Below are 14,629 nucleotides of genomic sequence, written 5' to 3'. Positions count from 1 at the left end.
CTTCGGGCGGCCGGTCAGCGCCGCATGGCTTCCGCGAGGTCCGTGACCGCGCGCAGTCGGCTCTCGGTGAGGCGACGCACGTCCCAGATGAGTTCGGCGACACCGGCGGTGCCCGCGTTCGCGGTCGGGGACGTATCGGGCCCGGGAAGCGCCACGCCTGTCACGGCCGCCAGGTCGTCGGCGGGCACGTCGAGGACGGCGCAGAAGTCGGCGAGGAGTTCCGCGGTCAGTGGGACGGTGCCGCGGGCCACGCGTCCGTAGGTGGCCGCCGACCAGTAGCGGCCCGTGAGCAGCAGGAAGGTCATGGCCGTTGCCGTCCAGCCGAGGTTGCGGTTCCTCACCAGGCGCATGAGCAGGGCGCCTGGGCCGTCCGGGTACCGCTCGTGGGCCGGCGGTCCGGGGGCGGGTGCCGGGCGCTCCTGCTGCGGCAGCGCCGCCGCGTACCGGCGCAGGACGGTCCGCTGCCGCGGCGGCAGGACGAGGACGGCCCGGACGAGTCGCGGGTTGTGGCGTCCGGCGCTCGGGTCGACGGGAGCGAGGTCGCCGGGGACGTCGACCCCGGCGATCACGAAGAGGTCCGCGGTGTGCAGCCCGAGTTCGGGCGCGAGCCGCCGCAGCGCGGGCGGGGTGGGGGGTTCGGACAGGTCGACGGCGCTCGAACCCGATCGCTGCCGGTGCGCGGCGAGCCGGTGAAGCGGCGCGGCGCGGCCCTCGTCAGCCGTCGTCGTCCGCGGGGCTCGCGGCGAGGGCCGGTCCGGGACCGGCGGGAGGTCGGGAGCCACGCGCCCGGTGTGGGGCCGCCGCACCGCGCGGGGAAGGAGGGGGCGGCCCCTCACGATCCCGGCGCGTGCGCGCCGGGATCGTGAGGGGCCGCGGCGGTCAGCGAAGCGACTCGGGCAGAGCCTCGCGGTGGACGATGCCCAGGCGCTGGGTGGCCCGGGTCAGGGCCACGTACAGGTCGCTGGTCCCGAACTCCCCCGGTTCCACGACCAGCACGTGGTCGAACTCGAGCCCCTTGGCCTCGCGGGGGCCGAGCAGCACCACGGGCCGGGTGAGGTCGGGCTCGGCACCGGGCGTGACACCGTCGAGCGCGGCGGCGATCTCCTCGTGCAGCGCACGCGGCGCGATCACCGCCAGGCGCCCCTCGTCGGGGGTCAGTTCCGCGACGGCCCGGGCCACCGCGCCGGCCAGATCCGTACCGGCGTGCCGCGTCCACGGCTTCTCGCCGGTGGAGCGCACCGAGCGGGGCGGCTCGAAGGCCGGGTCCTCGGCGCGTACGACCTGCGCGGCCAGGTCCATGATCTCCGCGGGCGTGCGGTAGTTGACGTCCAGCCGCACGTGCTCGAAGCGGTCGCCGACGTACGGCTCGAGGATCTTGTCCCAGGAACCGACGCCCGCCTCCTCGGCGGTCTGCGCCGGATCGCCGACGAGGGTCAGCGAGCGGGTCGGGGAGCGGCGCATCAGCAGACGCCACGCCATCGGCGACAGCTCCTGCGCCTCGTCGACGATGATGTGCCCGAACGCCCAGGTCCGGTCGGCGGCGGCCCGCTCGGCCGCGCTGCGGTGGTCGGCCTCCTCCTGCCGGTCGGCCATCCGCTCGGCGTCGATGATGTCGTGGGCCGCCAGGACCTCGGACTCCCCGTCCTCGAACTCGAAGGACTCCGATCCGCGCGACACCTCCAGGACGCCCTGCGCGTAGGCGATCTGCTCCTGGCGCTCGGCCTCGGCGGCGGCCCGTGCGGCGCTGTCGTCGACGCCGAGCAGTTCGGCCGCCTCGTCCAGGAGCGGAACGTCGGCCGGGGTCCACTCGCCTTCTCCGGGGGCCCGGCGGATCGCCTCGGCGTCCCCCTCCGGCAGGTACGCCGGCTCCGCCAGATAGCCGGCGAGGAACTCCTGGGGGGTGAGCATCGGCCACAGCTCCGCGACGGCCGCCCGCACCTCCTGGCTGGCGGCGACGCCCTTGCCGAGCTGCGCGAGGTCGTCCGGGCCGAGGAAGTTGGGGCCGCCGTACGGGTCCGCGCCGATGCGGTCGGCGAGCTGCGCGGTGAGGGCGTCGATGACGTGGAACGCGAAGTACGGCCGGGCCAGGTTGTGCGGCAGGCGCGTCTCGCGGGCTGCCTCACGGGCCTGGTAGGCGATCTCCCAGTCCAGGACGAGTTCGCCGTCGTCGTGCCGGATGACCACCGGCGCGCCGGGCTCGGGCAGCGCCTGGCGGTCGCGAACGGCGAGCGCGAGCGCCTCGGCCATGCCCGCGGCGCCCTTGACGGCCGCCGCGTGCGGGGTGTCGGTGCCGCGGGCGTGGACGCCGGGGAAGAGCTCGGCCTGCGTGGCCAGCATGACGCCGGTCTCGCCGAGGGCGGGCAGCACCTCGCCGATGTAGCGCAGGAAGGCCGGGTTGGGGCCCACGATCAGGACCGCCCGCTTGGCCAGCAGCTCGCGGTGCTCGTACAGCAGGAAGGCCGCCCGGTGCAGCGCCACCGCGGTCTTGCCGGTGCCGGGGCCGCCCTCGACGACGAGGACGCCGCGGTGCGGGGCGCGGATGATGCGGTCCTGGTCGGCCTGGATGGTCCGCACGATGTCGGCCATGCGGCCGGTGCGCGCCGAGTTGAGGGCGGCCAGCAGCACGGCGTCGCCGGTGCGGTCCTCGAAGCCGCTGCGGTCGCCGTCCTCGAGGTCGAGGATCTCGTCGTGCAGTTCGGTGACCCGGCGGCCCTCGGTGGTGATGTGCCTGCGCCGGCGCAGCCCCATGGGGGTGTGCCCGGTGGCGAGGTAGAACGGCCGGGCCACCGGTGCCCGCCAGTCGATCAGGAGGGGGGTGTGGTCGGTGTCGTCCTCACGGATCCCGATGCGGCCGATGTGGTGCGCGGCACCGCCGGTGAGGTCGATCCGGCCGAAGCACAGCGAGCCGTCGACCGCGTTGAGGGCCGCCAGCAGCCCGGACCGTTCGGCGACGAGGACGTCGCGTTCCAGACGGGCCTGCATGCCGCTGCCCACCGGGGACAGCGCGTCGTCGACGTGCCGGGCGGCGACACCGCGCAGCGTGTCGACCCGCTCGTAGAGCCGGTCGATGAATTCCTGCTCCTTCTGCAGTTCGACTCTTTCGCGAGTTGACACATTCGCTCCCTGTCGGATATGCTGTTTCCAGTGGCCCCCGATGAGGGGCCGTTTCTGTGCGCGCACAGAAACACTCAATATACGTGAGGAAATCCCCGTACCGCAATTGCGGTACGGGGATTTCTCGTGTTCGGGGCGGGGCCTGGGCCCCGGCGCTCCGACGCTGCCGGGACGCCCCTCCGGCGGGCTCCGGCGCGGGCGCGCAAAAGAAAAGGAAAGGAGGGCGTCCACTCCAATCCATTCCCAACGTATAGCGCACCGGGGGGCTTGCGGCAAGGCCCCGCGGGTGCCGCAGAATCGCCCGCCGTAACCGGAATTCGGGTGTGGGGAGGCACGAAGTGCGTGCGATGTCGTTGACGTACGGACCACGAGGGGCCGTCGAACCGCCGGTGGCCACCGTGGCGACGGACTTGATCGCGGGAGCGGTCGTGCGCCGCACGGCGGGGGGTGCCTGACACCATGGCCGACCACCACCTCGCCGCCCTGGCCCATCTGTCCTGGAATCCCTCCGCACCCGCGGACGTCCTGCTGCGGCTGCTCAAACACGACGACCAGGCGATCAGGCGGAACGTCGTCCAACGCGGAGGGCTGCCCCTGGACGTGATCGACGCGATCCTGGCGGACCCCGACCCGGAACTGCGGTCGGAGTTCGCCCTGAGCGCGAACGCGGACCCGGCGCTGCGGGCCCGCCTCCTCGACGATCCGTCGCCGAAGGTCGTCATGGCCCTGGCGATCGGCCCGATACCGTACCGGAAACGCGTCGACCCGCTGCCCGACCGGGCGTACGAACGTCTCCTCGCCCACCCGGAGCGACGGATCCGCCACGAGACCGTCAACTCGCGCGCCGTACCCGGCCACCTGCTGGCGGGACTGGCGGACCATCCGGACGGCCCCCTGCGCCAAGCGGCGTGCCGCGCGTGGGACCTCCTCACCGACAACGCCAAAGAGGCACTGCTCCACGACGACGACCTCGATGTGCGGCGGGCCGCGGCGCTGCGAGTCTGCCATCAGGACGCCGAACGCACCGCCTGGCTCGTGGAGAGCCTCGCGGGCTCCTGGGGTCGGGAGACGGTACTCCGCAGCGGGCTGCTGAGCCGTGAGCTGGCCGAACGCCTGGTCGCCGACGACCACCCGGGGTCCGTCGCCGCCAACCCCTCCCTCCCGCCGGACCTCGTCCGGCGGTTGGCCGTCCACCCGGATCCGCGCGTGCGGCTGGTCGTCTCCGCCCGGCCGGAACTGACGGAGCGACAACGCGCGGCCGTCGACTACACCGTGGGCCCCGAGGATCGCCTCGACGTGCTGGACTGGGTGTGGGAGGCCCAGGACGACCCCGACGTCCTGCGGCGTTGCGCGACCTCGGCGCACACGTGGCTGCGCCGCAGCGCGGCCGTGTGCCCCGGCCTGGAGCCCGATCTCGTCGAACTGCTCTCCCGGGACGAGGACTTCGCCGTGCGGCTCCTGCTGTGCGAGTTCCACCCGGAGCCGCCGCCGGAGCTCCTGCTGGACCTCTACCTCAACGGCACACACCGCGCGGTCATGATGTTCGTCATCCACCCGCGGTTCCCCGCCGCGGGCCTCGCGGCGCGGTTCGCGGACTCGACGGACCCCGAGGAACGTCGTCTCGCGCTGGCCGACCCGGAACTGCCCGCGGAGACCCTGGCGGAGTTCGCCCGCGACCCGGAACGGCGAGGGGCGGCGGCCCGTCACCCGCGGGTCCCCGTACCACTGCTCCGCGAGCTGCTCGACGATCCCGACACGACCCGTCTCGCCGCCGGCAACCCCAGCCTGCCCGCCGAGGACATGCACCGGCTCCTCGACGGCGCGGGAGTTCCGGCCTAGGCCCACAACGCCCTCGGCGACCGGGCGGTACGCCCGGTCGCCGAGGGGGACTTCACTGCGGCTGCCTGGAAGGCGGAGCTAGTTCGAACTGCGCTTCACCTGACGGAGCAGGAGGAATCCCGCGATCGCCAGGACCGCTCCGAGGCCGGCCGGCCACAGGTTGGTCCCGGTTTCGGCCAGCCCGCCGTTGATCGCCTGCTGGCCGGCCTGTCCCGCGGGGCTCGGGGCGAACGCACCGGGGGCGGGGGTCTGGGTCGGCGCCGCCGACTGCTGCTCCTGCTGGCCGCCCTGCCCGCCCTGCTCGCTGTGGTGTTCGTGACCGCCGGCGGGCGGGGTGGCGGTGTCGTCCTGGTCCGCCGGAGGCGTGGAGTCGGCCTTGGGCGTCACCGTGACGGGGGCGTCGGGGGTGTCGCCGCCTCCGTTCTGGTCGTCGTCCGGGGTGTCGGCGGGGGGCTGCTCGTCACCGGGGTTGTCGTTGCCCCCGTTGCCGGGCTCCTCCGTACCGGGGTTGTCGTTCCCGCCGTTGCCGGGGTTGTCGTTCCCGCCGTCGCCGGGCTCTTCCCCGCCGGGGTTGTCGTTGCCCCCGTCACCGGGGTTGTCGTTGCCCCCGTCGCCGGGCTCCTCCCCGCCGGGGTTGTCGTTCCCGCCGTCGCCGGGCTCCTCCGCGCCGTCGTCGCCGGGGCCGCAGGTGCGGCCCTCGTTGATGCAGTCGACCACCTCCTGCATCAGGCCCTCGTCGAAGATGTTGATGAAGTCGCCGTGGTCGGTGACCGGCTTGTGCAGGTTCTCGGGGAAGGAGTCCACCGCGAACAACGGCACCGTCTTGCCGCCGTCCTGGACGCTCGGCGCCTTGACGTCGTACACGATGCGCTGGACCAGCTGCGGGATGGCCTTGAAGCCCTGCGGGCAGTTGCCGCCCGCGTCGGCGAACGCCACGTGGGTGCGGTGGTTGGCGCTGTCGACGTTCTGGCCGTCCCAGCAGCTCTGGAAGCGGAAGGTGCGGACCACGTCACTGCCGTCGGGGCAGAGCGGGTACCTGTCCTTCAGCTGCCGGTCCTCGAGGCCCGTGCAGCTCCAGGAGGCGTTGGCGTTGGCCGGCCCGTTGACGAACGCCTTCGCGTCGCCCGTGATGATGCGCAGCAGCCGCGGCATGGCCGTGACCTTGCTGACGGGGTTGCCGACGAACGTGAGCGTGACCTGCTCGGGGGTCACGATCTTGCCGGCGTTGCCCTCGGTGCCGCCGCCGGGCGCCTGGGCGTCCCGCTCCACGGTGCCGTCCTGCACGCGCAGCACGGGCCAGTAGTACGACGACTTGTCGCCCTGGTCCTTGCAGCTCGTCTCGGCCTTGGCGAGATCGTCGATCGTGGCGAGTCCGTTGTTGGACTGGTTGCCGATGTAGTCGTGGAAGTGGTGGGCGCCGTTGGTCACTCCGGGGGCGGCGATGATGTTGTCGGAGTTGAACAGACCGCCCGCGTTGACACCGCAGTCGGACGAGAACGTGCCGGAAGAGGCGTCCGACGGCTGGGGGCCGCGCGGCGCGTTCGGGTTCACGCTCATGATGTCGGCGAAGTCCCCCACGACGGGGCCGTTTCCGCCCTGACCCGCGCCGGCCTGTCCGCCGCCCTGGTCGCCCTGGTCGCCCTGTCCGGCCTGGCCGTTCTGGCCGCCGTCACCCGTGGACGGCTGCGGGCTGCCCTGCTGGCCCTCCTCTCCGGCCTGACCCTGCTGGCCTTCCTGGCCCTGCTGGCCCTCCTCGGCGCCGGTGGTGCGGACCGCCGTGCACCCGGCGAGGCCCTCGATTTCCTGCGGGGGGTCCCCGACGCGGTCGATGGCCTGCAGGATGCGCGCGATCGTCGCGGCGCGCTTGTCCTTCAGCGGGCCCAGGATCGCGTTGTCCACGAAGCCGGGGTCCTGCTGCTGGGCTGCCGACGTCTCCTTCAGCCTCTGGTAGGCCTCGGCTATCTGCTGGTCCAGCAGGGCGAGTTCCTTGTCGACGTCCCCCTTCGCCTGCTCGGGCACGGAGGTCAGCGCCGTACCGACGTCGGGGCAGTCGACGGTGTACGCCTGACCCACGGGGGCCGTCTGGGCCGTCTCCCCCTCGGTCGCCGAGGCGAAGACGTTCGCCGTGACCAGGACTCCACCTCCCAGCATCAGGGCGACGGCTACAAAGCTGCCGCTACGTGTGCCGGTAGCACGTCTGCGCGAATTGCGTACCAAGGAAACCCTCCTGCGCGCCTGATGATTGGCGGCCTGAACACGACAAGCCATCGACACATACGGACGTCACCCCAGGAGCGTTCAACCGCCCCGGAAATTCACAGGAGTTACCGGTCAGGACCGCGGACGCCCAGGCCGGGCCCGGTGGCACCACGCCACCGGGCCCGGCCGGCGCGAACCCCTCACCAGGTGTGGGCCACGTCGACCACCACGCGGTCGGGCAGCTGGAACACCCGGAACGGCAGCCGGGCCCGGACCCCCAGGCCCACCTGCGTGTCACCCTCGAAGCTCGAGGCGAACTTCGCGTCCCGGAAGGTCCGGTAGCCGGTCAGGTCGACGCCCGGCAGCGTCCGCCCCGCCCGTCCCGGGTAGGTCGTGGCGCCGGTCTCCGGGTCGTACGAGGGGGCTGCCACCCGGAGCTCGATGATCGCCCCGCCGGAGACCGGTATGACCCGGCCCGAGCCGTCCTGGCGGACGGCGTCGACGTACTGCACGGTGTAGCCGATGGCGTCCGTGCCGGCGGTGGGCACGTCGAACACCACACGGTCGTAGCAGTCGTGCCGGCCGGTCCTGACGCCGGTCAGCGCCCCGAGGTCGGCGTCCGTCCCTGACTTCGGGAGGCTGCCCCAGCCCGTCGGGCACGCCGGTGCGGGCGCCGCGGCCACCGTGGGCGCCGCGGTCACAGCGGGCGCCGCCACGGCCACCCCCGCACACGCCATCACCAGGGCGGCCAGCACCAGCCCATATCGTTTCGCACGCATGATTCCCCCTTGCATCGCGGCTCTCGCCTACTTGCCATGTACGACATGCCGGTCAAGGATTTGGTTGTGCGGCGCGCCCCGGAACGCGGTCGTCTGCCCGGACTTGCCGCGCCGGCCGCCCGGAGGTCCGGATGCCGTCCGCCGACGGCCGCACCGCATTCGGCGTGCGGCCCGACCAGTTGTCCGCAACTCCGGTGTCCGCCGCGCCGCCCGCGCCCTGACGGCCGCGCGTCAGCCGCCGGTTCGGGGGAACGCCGTCCCCAGGACCTCGGTGACCGTGCTCAGGGTGGCGTCCGACGGGGCGCGCAGGCACACGTCGACGCGCACCTCGAAGGGCTTGCCGTAGGCCGCCGAGCGGCCCTGGCCCCAGGCGAGGATCTCCGTGTCGCCCCGCAGTATCCGGCAGCTCTTGCCCGCGGGTGCCGCCTCGCCCATGGCGAGGGGGGCCGCCAGGCCGGCCTTGCCCGTCACGACCGGCCGGAACGCCATCAGCACCCCGTTCAGGTCGAGTTCCTCCACCGGTTCGCAGTCGGGCACCACCTCGTCGGCCAGGGCCGCGCAGGAACCGCGTGGCGGGCGGCTGAGGGGCTGCGAGGCGACGAAGGCCGTGGCCTTGGCTCCGTCGCCGACGGACAGGGAGTGCCAGCCCCGCGGTACGCGCACCGTCAGCGGGGTCGCGTCCAGGAGGCGGACCGTGACGAGGGCCTGCGTGGACTGCGGCGTGGGCGTCGCGGTGGGAAGGATGTGCTGCCGTTCCGGCGCGGCGGCCGGTGGCCTCGTGCCGCCCGGTGGCCGCAGTCCCGGCACGAGGGCCACGCAGGCGACGGCCGCGGCGACCGCCGTCACCGCGCCGGCGGCTGTCGCGCGGCGCCGCCTGCTCCGCCGCACACGCCGCCGGATCTGCGTCATGCGGTCGGTGGGGGTGGCGGGCCGCGGCACCCCGTCGCGCAGGAGGCGGCGCAGCACCTGCTCCGTGTCGTGCCCCTGCTCGTCAGGCGCGGCGCGCATGTTCCTCACTTCCCTCCACCCGCCGGGACGTCTGCGCGTCGGCCGGCGCCCTGCGTACGTGCACCTGGGGATTCTCCCCGGCGGTTGTGCGCCGGGGAGAATCCCTCACCCCTGTTCCAACCAGGTGGGGCGCCGTTCGGTTGCCGCGGTTCGGGTGCGGTGCACGCGGGTTGCCGGCCTGCGGTCCCCGGCGCCCGCCGGGTAGTCTTGCCACATGGTGCACAGCGGTGCGGCGGACGTCGACGGCTACCTCTCCGAGGTCCCGGAGGAGCGCCGGCGGGCGCTGGTCACGCTGCGCGAACTGTGCCGGGCGGAGCTGACGGGGTTCGACGAGGTGATGGCGTACGGCATGCCCGCCTACGAGCGCGCGGGCACGGCGGAGATCGCCTTCGCGAGCCAGAAGCAGTACATCTCCTTCTACCTCATGCGCGGCGACGTCCGCGCCGCCTTCGAGGACCGCCTCGCCGGGCAGGACATGGGCAAGAGCTGTCTTCGGTTCCGCACGCCCGACCGCATGGACTTCGGTCTGCTGCGCGATCTGCTGAGGGCCACCGCGGCCGAACCCGGGGGGAGCACCACCGGTGAGTGACGACGACCGCCGCTGGGCGTGGGGGTGGCACGGGCCCCTCAACGTCGCGGCGATGCATCTGAGCGGCGTGCTCCTCGTGGTGGGCTTCGCCGCGCTGCTCTCCGCGAGCGGTCCGGACTTCTCCTACGGGCAGACCTTCGCGCTGCTGCTGTGGATCGTGGCCGTCCACGTCCTCGTGCAGATCCCGGTCGGGGCGGTGGCCTCGCGCCGGGCGGCCCGGGGCCGTGCGCGCGGGGCGGGCGTCGTCGCCGTCGCCGCCGCGGGAGCACTCGCCTGGGTGCTCGGTCTGCTCGCCGGCTTCGGCTCCGGGATCGCGCCGCCGTTCCTGTGGTGGCAGACCTGGGCGAGCCTGTGTGTGTCCCTGGGCGCCTACGTCTGGCTGTGCACCCTGCGCCGTTCCACCGTCCGCCGCTTCGCCGGCCGTGTCCGGTCGTGGGCCGAGTCCGCCGACCTGTGGCTGATGCTGCGTCTGCCCCGCGGCAGATGAACACCGGCGCACCGCACCGCCGCCCGGGGTGCCGGGCGGCGGTACGGTGCCTGCACTCAGGCCCTGGTCATTGCCTGGCCGTCCCCCCGGTCATTCCTCGGTGGGCCCCAGGTCGGGGGTGTCGCGCAGGTCGACCGTCGCGCGGGCGGTCGCGTGGAGTTCGAGGACGACGAGTTCGTTCGTGCCCGGCCGCAGGACCGGGCCCGGGACGTACAGGCGGCGCTGCGGGCCGCGCGACCAGTGGCGGCCGAGAGCGAAGCCGTTGATCCAGGCGTTGCCCTTGGTCCAGCCGGTCAGGTCCAGGTACGTGTCGGCGGGCCCCTCGACCTCGAACTCCCCGCGGTGGAACGTGGGCCCCACGGGCTGCGGGCCGCCGGTGGTGAAGGTGAGGCCCGACAGGTCGTCCAGGGGCAGCGGCGTGCTGCTCCAGCCGGTCAGTTCGGTGCCGCCCGCGGTGACGGCGCCGGTGAGGCCCTTGCGGTCGTGGATGCCCTGCCCGTAGTTGACGCGGCCCTGGTTCTCGACGAGGACGGCCAGCGTCGCCCCGCCGTCGGGCACCGTGACGGCCAGGGCGGCCTCGTGCTGTTCGCGTTCGAGGACTCCGGCGGCGGCGCCGTCGAGGAAGACCTGCGCCCGGTCCGCGATCCCGGCGAAGTGCAGCAGGGTGGGGCCGGGTTCGCGCAGCTCGGTCTCGTACAGCACAAAGCCGAAGTCCTGGCCGAGCTCCTCCATGGTCAGCGGGCGCGGCCCCGTCACGGCCTCGCCGAGACGGCCGGCGGAGCCGAGCAGCGGGGTGTTCCCGGTGAGCCGGACGCCGAGCAGGTTGAGCTTCTTGGACGGCTCGGGCAGGGGCTCGTCGGGGACGGTGGTGTGCCGGGCGAGGACGTCGCGGAAGGCGAGGTACTTGGGGGTGATGTCGCCGGCCTCGTCCAGGGGCGCGTCGTAGTCGTAGGAGGTGATGGTGGGGCGGTAGGTGTGCTTGTCGTTGGCGCCGTTGGTGAAGCCGAAGTTGGTCCCGCCGTGGAACATGTACAGGTTCACGCTCGCGCCGGCCGACAGCATCTCGTCGAGGTCGGCGGCGGCCGACCCGGCGTCGCGGAGGACGTGCACACCGCCCCACCGGTCGAACCAGCCGTTCCAGAACTCGGTGCACATCAGCGGCCCGTCGCCCTGGTGCGCGCGCAGCGCGGCCAGGCCCTGCGCGGGGCGGCTGCCGAAGTTGACGGTGGACAGGACGCCGGGGATGCTGCCGCGGGCCAGGTCGGCGGGCTGGTCGCAGGTGAACAGGGGGACGTCCACGCCGCCCTGCCGCAGCCGTTCCTGAAGGTGCGTCAGATAGACGGGGTCCTCGCCGTAGGCGCCGTACTCGTTCTCGACCTGCACCGCCAGGACGGGTCCCCCGTTGGTGGCCAGGTAGGGCACGACCAGCGGCAGCAGCCGGTCCAGGTAGTCGTCGACCGCCTCCAGGTAGCGGGGGTCGGCGGTGCGCAGCCCGATGCCGGGGGTCGCGAGCAGCCAGGACGGCAGTCCGCCGCCCTCCCACTCGGCGCAGATGTAGGGGCCGGGGCGCAGCAGTACGTGCAGACCCTCCTGCTGGGCGAGTTCCAGGAAGGCGGGCAGGTCCAGGCCGTCGTCGCTGCGGAAGGTCCGCGGCCGCGGCTGGTGGAGGTTCCACGGCACGTAGGTGTCGACGGTGTTGAGTCCGAGCAGCCGTGCCTTGCGCAGCCGGTCGCGCCACTGGCCGGGGTGGACGCGGAAGTAGTGCAGGCCACCGGAGATGATGCGGAACGGCTCGCCGCCGAGGCGGAATTCGTTCCCTTCGATCCGCAGTACGGGCATGGGCCGTGCTCCTCCAGTGGAGTTGGTTTCTGGTGCGTGCGGTGCGGTCACGGGGTCCGCGCCGGATGTGGGGCGGGCCATCCCGTGACGGGATGTTTGCGTTGCCATGACGGGGTGGGCGATGACGGACGGCCGGGCGGGGGGTGCCGTCAGCGGCTCCGCGGCGGAGGGGCCGCGGTGCTGCCGCGCACGACCAGACCGGTGGGCACCAGCGTGGTGCCCCGCTCCGCCTCGTCGTTGCGGATCTGCCGCAGCACCCCGTCGACGCAGCGCCGGCCGACCTCGGCGAAGTCCTGGTGGATCGTCGTCAGCGGCGGCATGTACGAGGCGGCCTCGGGGATGTCGTCGAAGCCCACGACGCTGACGTCCTCCGGCACCCGCCGGCCGTGCTCGCTCAGCGCGCGCAGCAGCCCGAGGGCCATCTGGTCGTTGGCGACGAACACCGCCGTGCAGCCGGGGTCCGCGGCGATCCGCAGCCCGGCCGCGTAGCCGGACTCCGCGGACCAGTCACCGCGCAGCAGCGGCGGCACCTCGCGCCCGGCCGCCTCCAGCGCCGCCCGCCACGCACCCACCCGGCGCTCGGCGGCGAACGACTCCTTCGGCCCAGCGATGTGCCGCACCGTGCCGTGGCCGAGGCCCAGCAGGTGCTCCACGGCCGCCCGGGCACCGCTGGCCTGGTCGGTGTCGACCACGCAGTACCGGTCGCCGGCGTCGGAGTCCACCACGACCACGGGCGCGGTCGGCGGCAGGGCCACCGTCATCGCGTCCAGCAGATGGACCTCCATGATCATGACGACGCCGTCCACGGCCAGCTCACCGAGCCGGGTGAACGCCCCCTGCACCCCGTCCCGCGTGGGCGCGGTCACCGGCAGCAGCGTCGTGGCGTAGCCCTCGCGGGCCGCGGAGGAGGCCACGGCCTCCAGGGTGCGCATGTTGCCGGTGCTGGAGAGGTTGAACAGGATGACGCCGATGGTGCGGAACTCGCCCCGCTTGAGCGCGCGGGCCGCGCTGTTGGGCCGGTAGCCGAGCTCCTTCATCGCGGCCAGCACCTGCTGCCGGGTCTCCTCCAGCACCCCGGGGAAGCCGTTGGAGACCCGGGAGACGGTCTGCGCCGAGACGCCCGCCAGCTTGGCCACGTCGGCCATCGACGCACCGCGCCGCCGCCGCCGCGCGCCCGCCGCCGAGCTCTGTACGGTCCCGTCCACGTGCGTCGTACACCTCATACGTTTCACAGCCGTTGGTGGTCAGAAGTCTAGGGGGCCGAGCCCCGCGGACCGGCGGTCCGCGGGCCCCCGGGCCGGCGCCGCCGCCCCCTGCCGAGGGAAGCGCGCGGGCGCCGGCCGAAGGTCGCGGCGGGGCGTCAGCCGCCGACGCTGAAGCCCTGGTCCTTGCCGTACTTCACCGAGGCCTCCTGCCAGGTGCCGAGGGCGTCGGACAGCGGCGTGGAGGACACATAGGCCTTGCCGACGGTGTCGTTGAAGACCGAGTTGGCGTACACCTGGTACGGCAGGTACGACCAGCCCTTGGCGACGTTCCCGGCCGACTTCGCGAAGATCTCGTTGGCCTTCTGGCCGCCGAAGTAGGGGAACTCGGTGTCCAGGAACGCCTGGGAGTTGAGGTCCGCGGTCGTGGCCGGGAAGGCACCGCCCTTGATACGGGCCTGCACACCGGCGTCCTTGTTCGCGTACTTCACGAAGGCGTAGGCCAGCGGCTTGTCCTTGGCCGCCTCCATCACCGCCAGCGAGCTGCCGCCGTTCTCGGCGCTGGCGGTCTGCCCCGCCTGCCACTGCGGAAGCGGCGCGGCACGCCAGTCACCGGACGCGGAGGGCACGCCGGAGACGAAGTTGGCGGGCATCCAGGCACCCGTCGACAGCGTGGCGATGGTGCCGTCGGCCAGGCCCTTGTACCACTGGTCGCTCCAGGACGTGATCGGCGCCAGGAGCTTCTCGGAGATCAGCTTCTGCCACACCTCGGTGAACTTCTTGGTGCCCGCGTCGCCGAAGTCGACGTTCACCTTGGTGCCGTCCACCGTGTACGGGTGGCCGCCGGCCTGCCAGATCAGGCTGGTGACGAACCCGGCGTCACCGGTGTCGTTGGTGATGTACGCCTTCGGGTCGGCCTTGTGCAGCGCCCGGGCCGCGGTCAGGTACTCGTCCCAGGTCGTGGGGACCGCGATCTTGTACTTGTCGAGGACCTTCTTGTTGAAGAACATCGCCATCGGCCCCGAGTCCATCGGCAGCGCGTACACCCCGCCGTTGACGGCGACGGAGTTCCACGGGCCCGGCGAGTACGCCTTGGACAGGTCCTTGGCACCGTACGCGCTCAGGTCCGTGACGGACTTGCCGAGCGCGAACTGGCTCAGCGCGTAGTACTCGATCTGCGCCACGTCCGGCGCCCCGGAACCGGCCTGCACCGCGTTCTGCAGCGCCGTGTACTGGTCGTTGCCCGTGCCAGCGTTGACCAGCTTCACCTTGACCTTGGGGTACTTCGCCTGGAAGTCGGTCACCACCTGCTTCAGCGTCGGCTCCCACGCCCACACCGTCACCGTGCCGCCCTTCTTCAGCGCCGCCTCGACGCTGCCCGCGTCGGCGGCCTTGGCTCCCGAGCCGGAGTCGTCGGAGGAACCGCAGGCGGTCAGGGACAGCGCCGCCGCGCAGAGCACCGCGATCGCCTGCGCCGAACGGCGCAGTGGCTTGTTCGTCATCGCATCTCACTTCGTTGTGGTGATGGTCTGCGGCACCGCCCGTCGCCGCGGCACTGCTGTGCCGGGCGGCG

The 14,629-nt window shown here is 73.0% G+C and carries 11 protein-coding genes; 3 read left to right on the top strand and 8 right to left on the bottom strand.

The annotated features are described in order from the left end of the window. Positions 1-14: 14 nt before the first annotated feature. Together CHF15_RS17470 and CHF15_RS17465 are read right to left on the bottom strand one after the other, a co-directional pair. On the bottom strand, positions 15-782 hold the full coding sequence (locus tag CHF15_RS17470) for a hypothetical protein (RefSeq protein ID WP_245938882.1): 768 nt from the start codon (positions 780-782) through the stop codon (positions 15-17). Between the two features lie 97 nt (positions 783-879). Beyond that, positions 880-3,090, bottom strand: a complete 2,211-nt coding sequence (locus tag CHF15_RS17465) for a HelD family protein (RefSeq protein WP_089224882.1) — start codon at positions 3,088-3,090, stop codon at positions 880-882. A gap of 483 nt (positions 3,091-3,573) precedes the next feature. On the opposite strand from CHF15_RS17465, the gene CHF15_RS17460 reads away from it, so the two are divergent. Continuing rightward, entirely contained in the window at positions 3,574-4,953 is a 1,380-nt protein-coding gene (locus CHF15_RS17460; protein WP_089224729.1) for a hypothetical protein, read from the top strand. Between the two features lie 78 nt (positions 4,954-5,031). Here the strand turns inward: CHF15_RS17460 and CHF15_RS17455 are convergent, their stop codons facing one another. From CHF15_RS17455 to CHF15_RS17445, 3 genes are all read right to left on the bottom strand, one after another. Beyond that, a complete protein-coding gene (locus CHF15_RS17455; protein WP_089224728.1) occupies positions 5,032-7,104 on the bottom strand; it encodes a DUF1996 domain-containing protein in 2,073 nt (690 codons plus the stop codon). Positions 7,105-7,352: 248 nt separating this feature from the next. Beyond that, a complete protein-coding gene (locus CHF15_RS17450) occupies positions 7,353-7,931 on the bottom strand; it encodes an AMIN-like domain-containing (lipo)protein (protein WP_245938881.1) in 579 nt (192 codons plus the stop codon). A gap of 231 nt (positions 7,932-8,162) precedes the next feature. Further along, complete coding sequence (locus CHF15_RS17445) at positions 8,163-8,939, bottom strand: hypothetical protein (protein ID WP_089224727.1); 777 nt, start codon at positions 8,937-8,939, stop codon at positions 8,163-8,165. Positions 8,940-9,153: 214 nt separating this feature from the next. On the opposite strand from CHF15_RS17445, the gene CHF15_RS17440 reads away from it, so the two are divergent. Together CHF15_RS17440 and CHF15_RS17435 are read left to right on the top strand one after the other, a co-directional pair. Further along, positions 9,154-9,528: an iron chaperone gene (locus CHF15_RS17440; RefSeq protein ID WP_089224726.1), complete on the top strand. Its 375-nt coding sequence runs from the start codon at positions 9,154-9,156 to the stop codon at positions 9,526-9,528. After that, positions 9,521-10,015 carry a hypothetical protein gene (locus tag CHF15_RS17435; RefSeq protein ID WP_089224725.1) on the top strand — a complete coding sequence of 165 codons (495 nt, stop codon included), beginning with the start codon at positions 9,521-9,523 and terminating at the stop codon, positions 10,013-10,015. The genes CHF15_RS17440 and CHF15_RS17435 overlap by 8 nt, the downstream gene beginning before the upstream one ends. Before the next feature lie 90 nt (positions 10,016-10,105). Here CHF15_RS17435 and CHF15_RS17430 read toward each other — a convergent pair whose 3' ends face one another. The 3 genes from CHF15_RS17430 to CHF15_RS17420 form a co-directional block, all read right to left on the bottom strand. Then, on the bottom strand, positions 10,106-11,854 hold the full coding sequence (locus CHF15_RS17430; RefSeq protein WP_089224724.1) for a glycoside hydrolase family 35 protein: 1,749 nt from the start codon (positions 11,852-11,854) through the stop codon (positions 10,106-10,108). A gap of 149 nt (positions 11,855-12,003) precedes the next feature. Further along, positions 12,004-13,077: a LacI family DNA-binding transcriptional regulator gene (locus CHF15_RS17425; RefSeq protein ID WP_410169643.1), complete on the bottom strand. Its 1,074-nt coding sequence runs from the start codon at positions 13,075-13,077 to the stop codon at positions 12,004-12,006. Between the two features lie 137 nt (positions 13,078-13,214). Further along, a complete protein-coding gene (locus CHF15_RS17420; RefSeq protein WP_089224722.1) occupies positions 13,215-14,558 on the bottom strand; it encodes an ABC transporter substrate-binding protein in 1,344 nt (447 codons plus the stop codon). Positions 14,559-14,629: the final 71 nt, after the last annotated feature.

The sequence above is a fragment of the Actinacidiphila glaucinigra genome (assembly GCF_900188405.1).
GTDB lineage: Bacteria > Actinomycetota > Actinomycetes > Streptomycetales > Streptomycetaceae > Actinacidiphila > Actinacidiphila glaucinigra.
Note: the sequence above shows the minus strand (reverse complement) of the source record. Positions and strands in the feature narration are given on the sequence as shown.

Excerpts from the sequence above, each read along its gene's own strand:
- CHF15_RS17430 (WP_089224724.1), bottom strand. The coding sequence starts at position 11,854 with ATGCCCGTACTGCGGATCGAAGGGAACGAATTCCGCCTCGGCGGCGAG.
- CHF15_RS17455 (WP_089224728.1), bottom strand. The coding sequence starts at position 7,104 with ATGCTGGGAGGTGGAGTCCTGGTCACGGCGAACGTCTTCGCCTCGGCG.
- CHF15_RS17440 (WP_089224726.1), top strand. The coding sequence starts at position 9,154 with ATGGTGCACAGCGGTGCGGCGGACGTCGACGGCTACCTCTCCGAGGTC.
- CHF15_RS17445 (WP_089224727.1), bottom strand. The coding sequence starts at position 8,939 with ATGCGCGCCGCGCCTGACGAGCAGGGGCACGACACGGAGCAGGTGCTG.
- CHF15_RS17420 (WP_089224722.1), bottom strand. The coding sequence starts at position 14,558 with ATGACGAACAAGCCACTGCGCCGTTCGGCGCAGGCGATCGCGGTGCTC.
- CHF15_RS17460 (WP_089224729.1), top strand. The coding sequence starts at position 3,574 with ATGGCCGACCACCACCTCGCCGCCCTGGCCCATCTGTCCTGGAATCCC.
- CHF15_RS17450 (WP_245938881.1), bottom strand. The coding sequence starts at position 7,931 with ATGCGTGCGAAACGATATGGGCTGGTGCTGGCCGCCCTGGTGATGGCG.
- CHF15_RS17425 (WP_410169643.1), bottom strand. The coding sequence starts at position 13,077 with ATGAGGTGTACGACGCACGTGGACGGGACCGTACAGAGCTCGGCGGCG.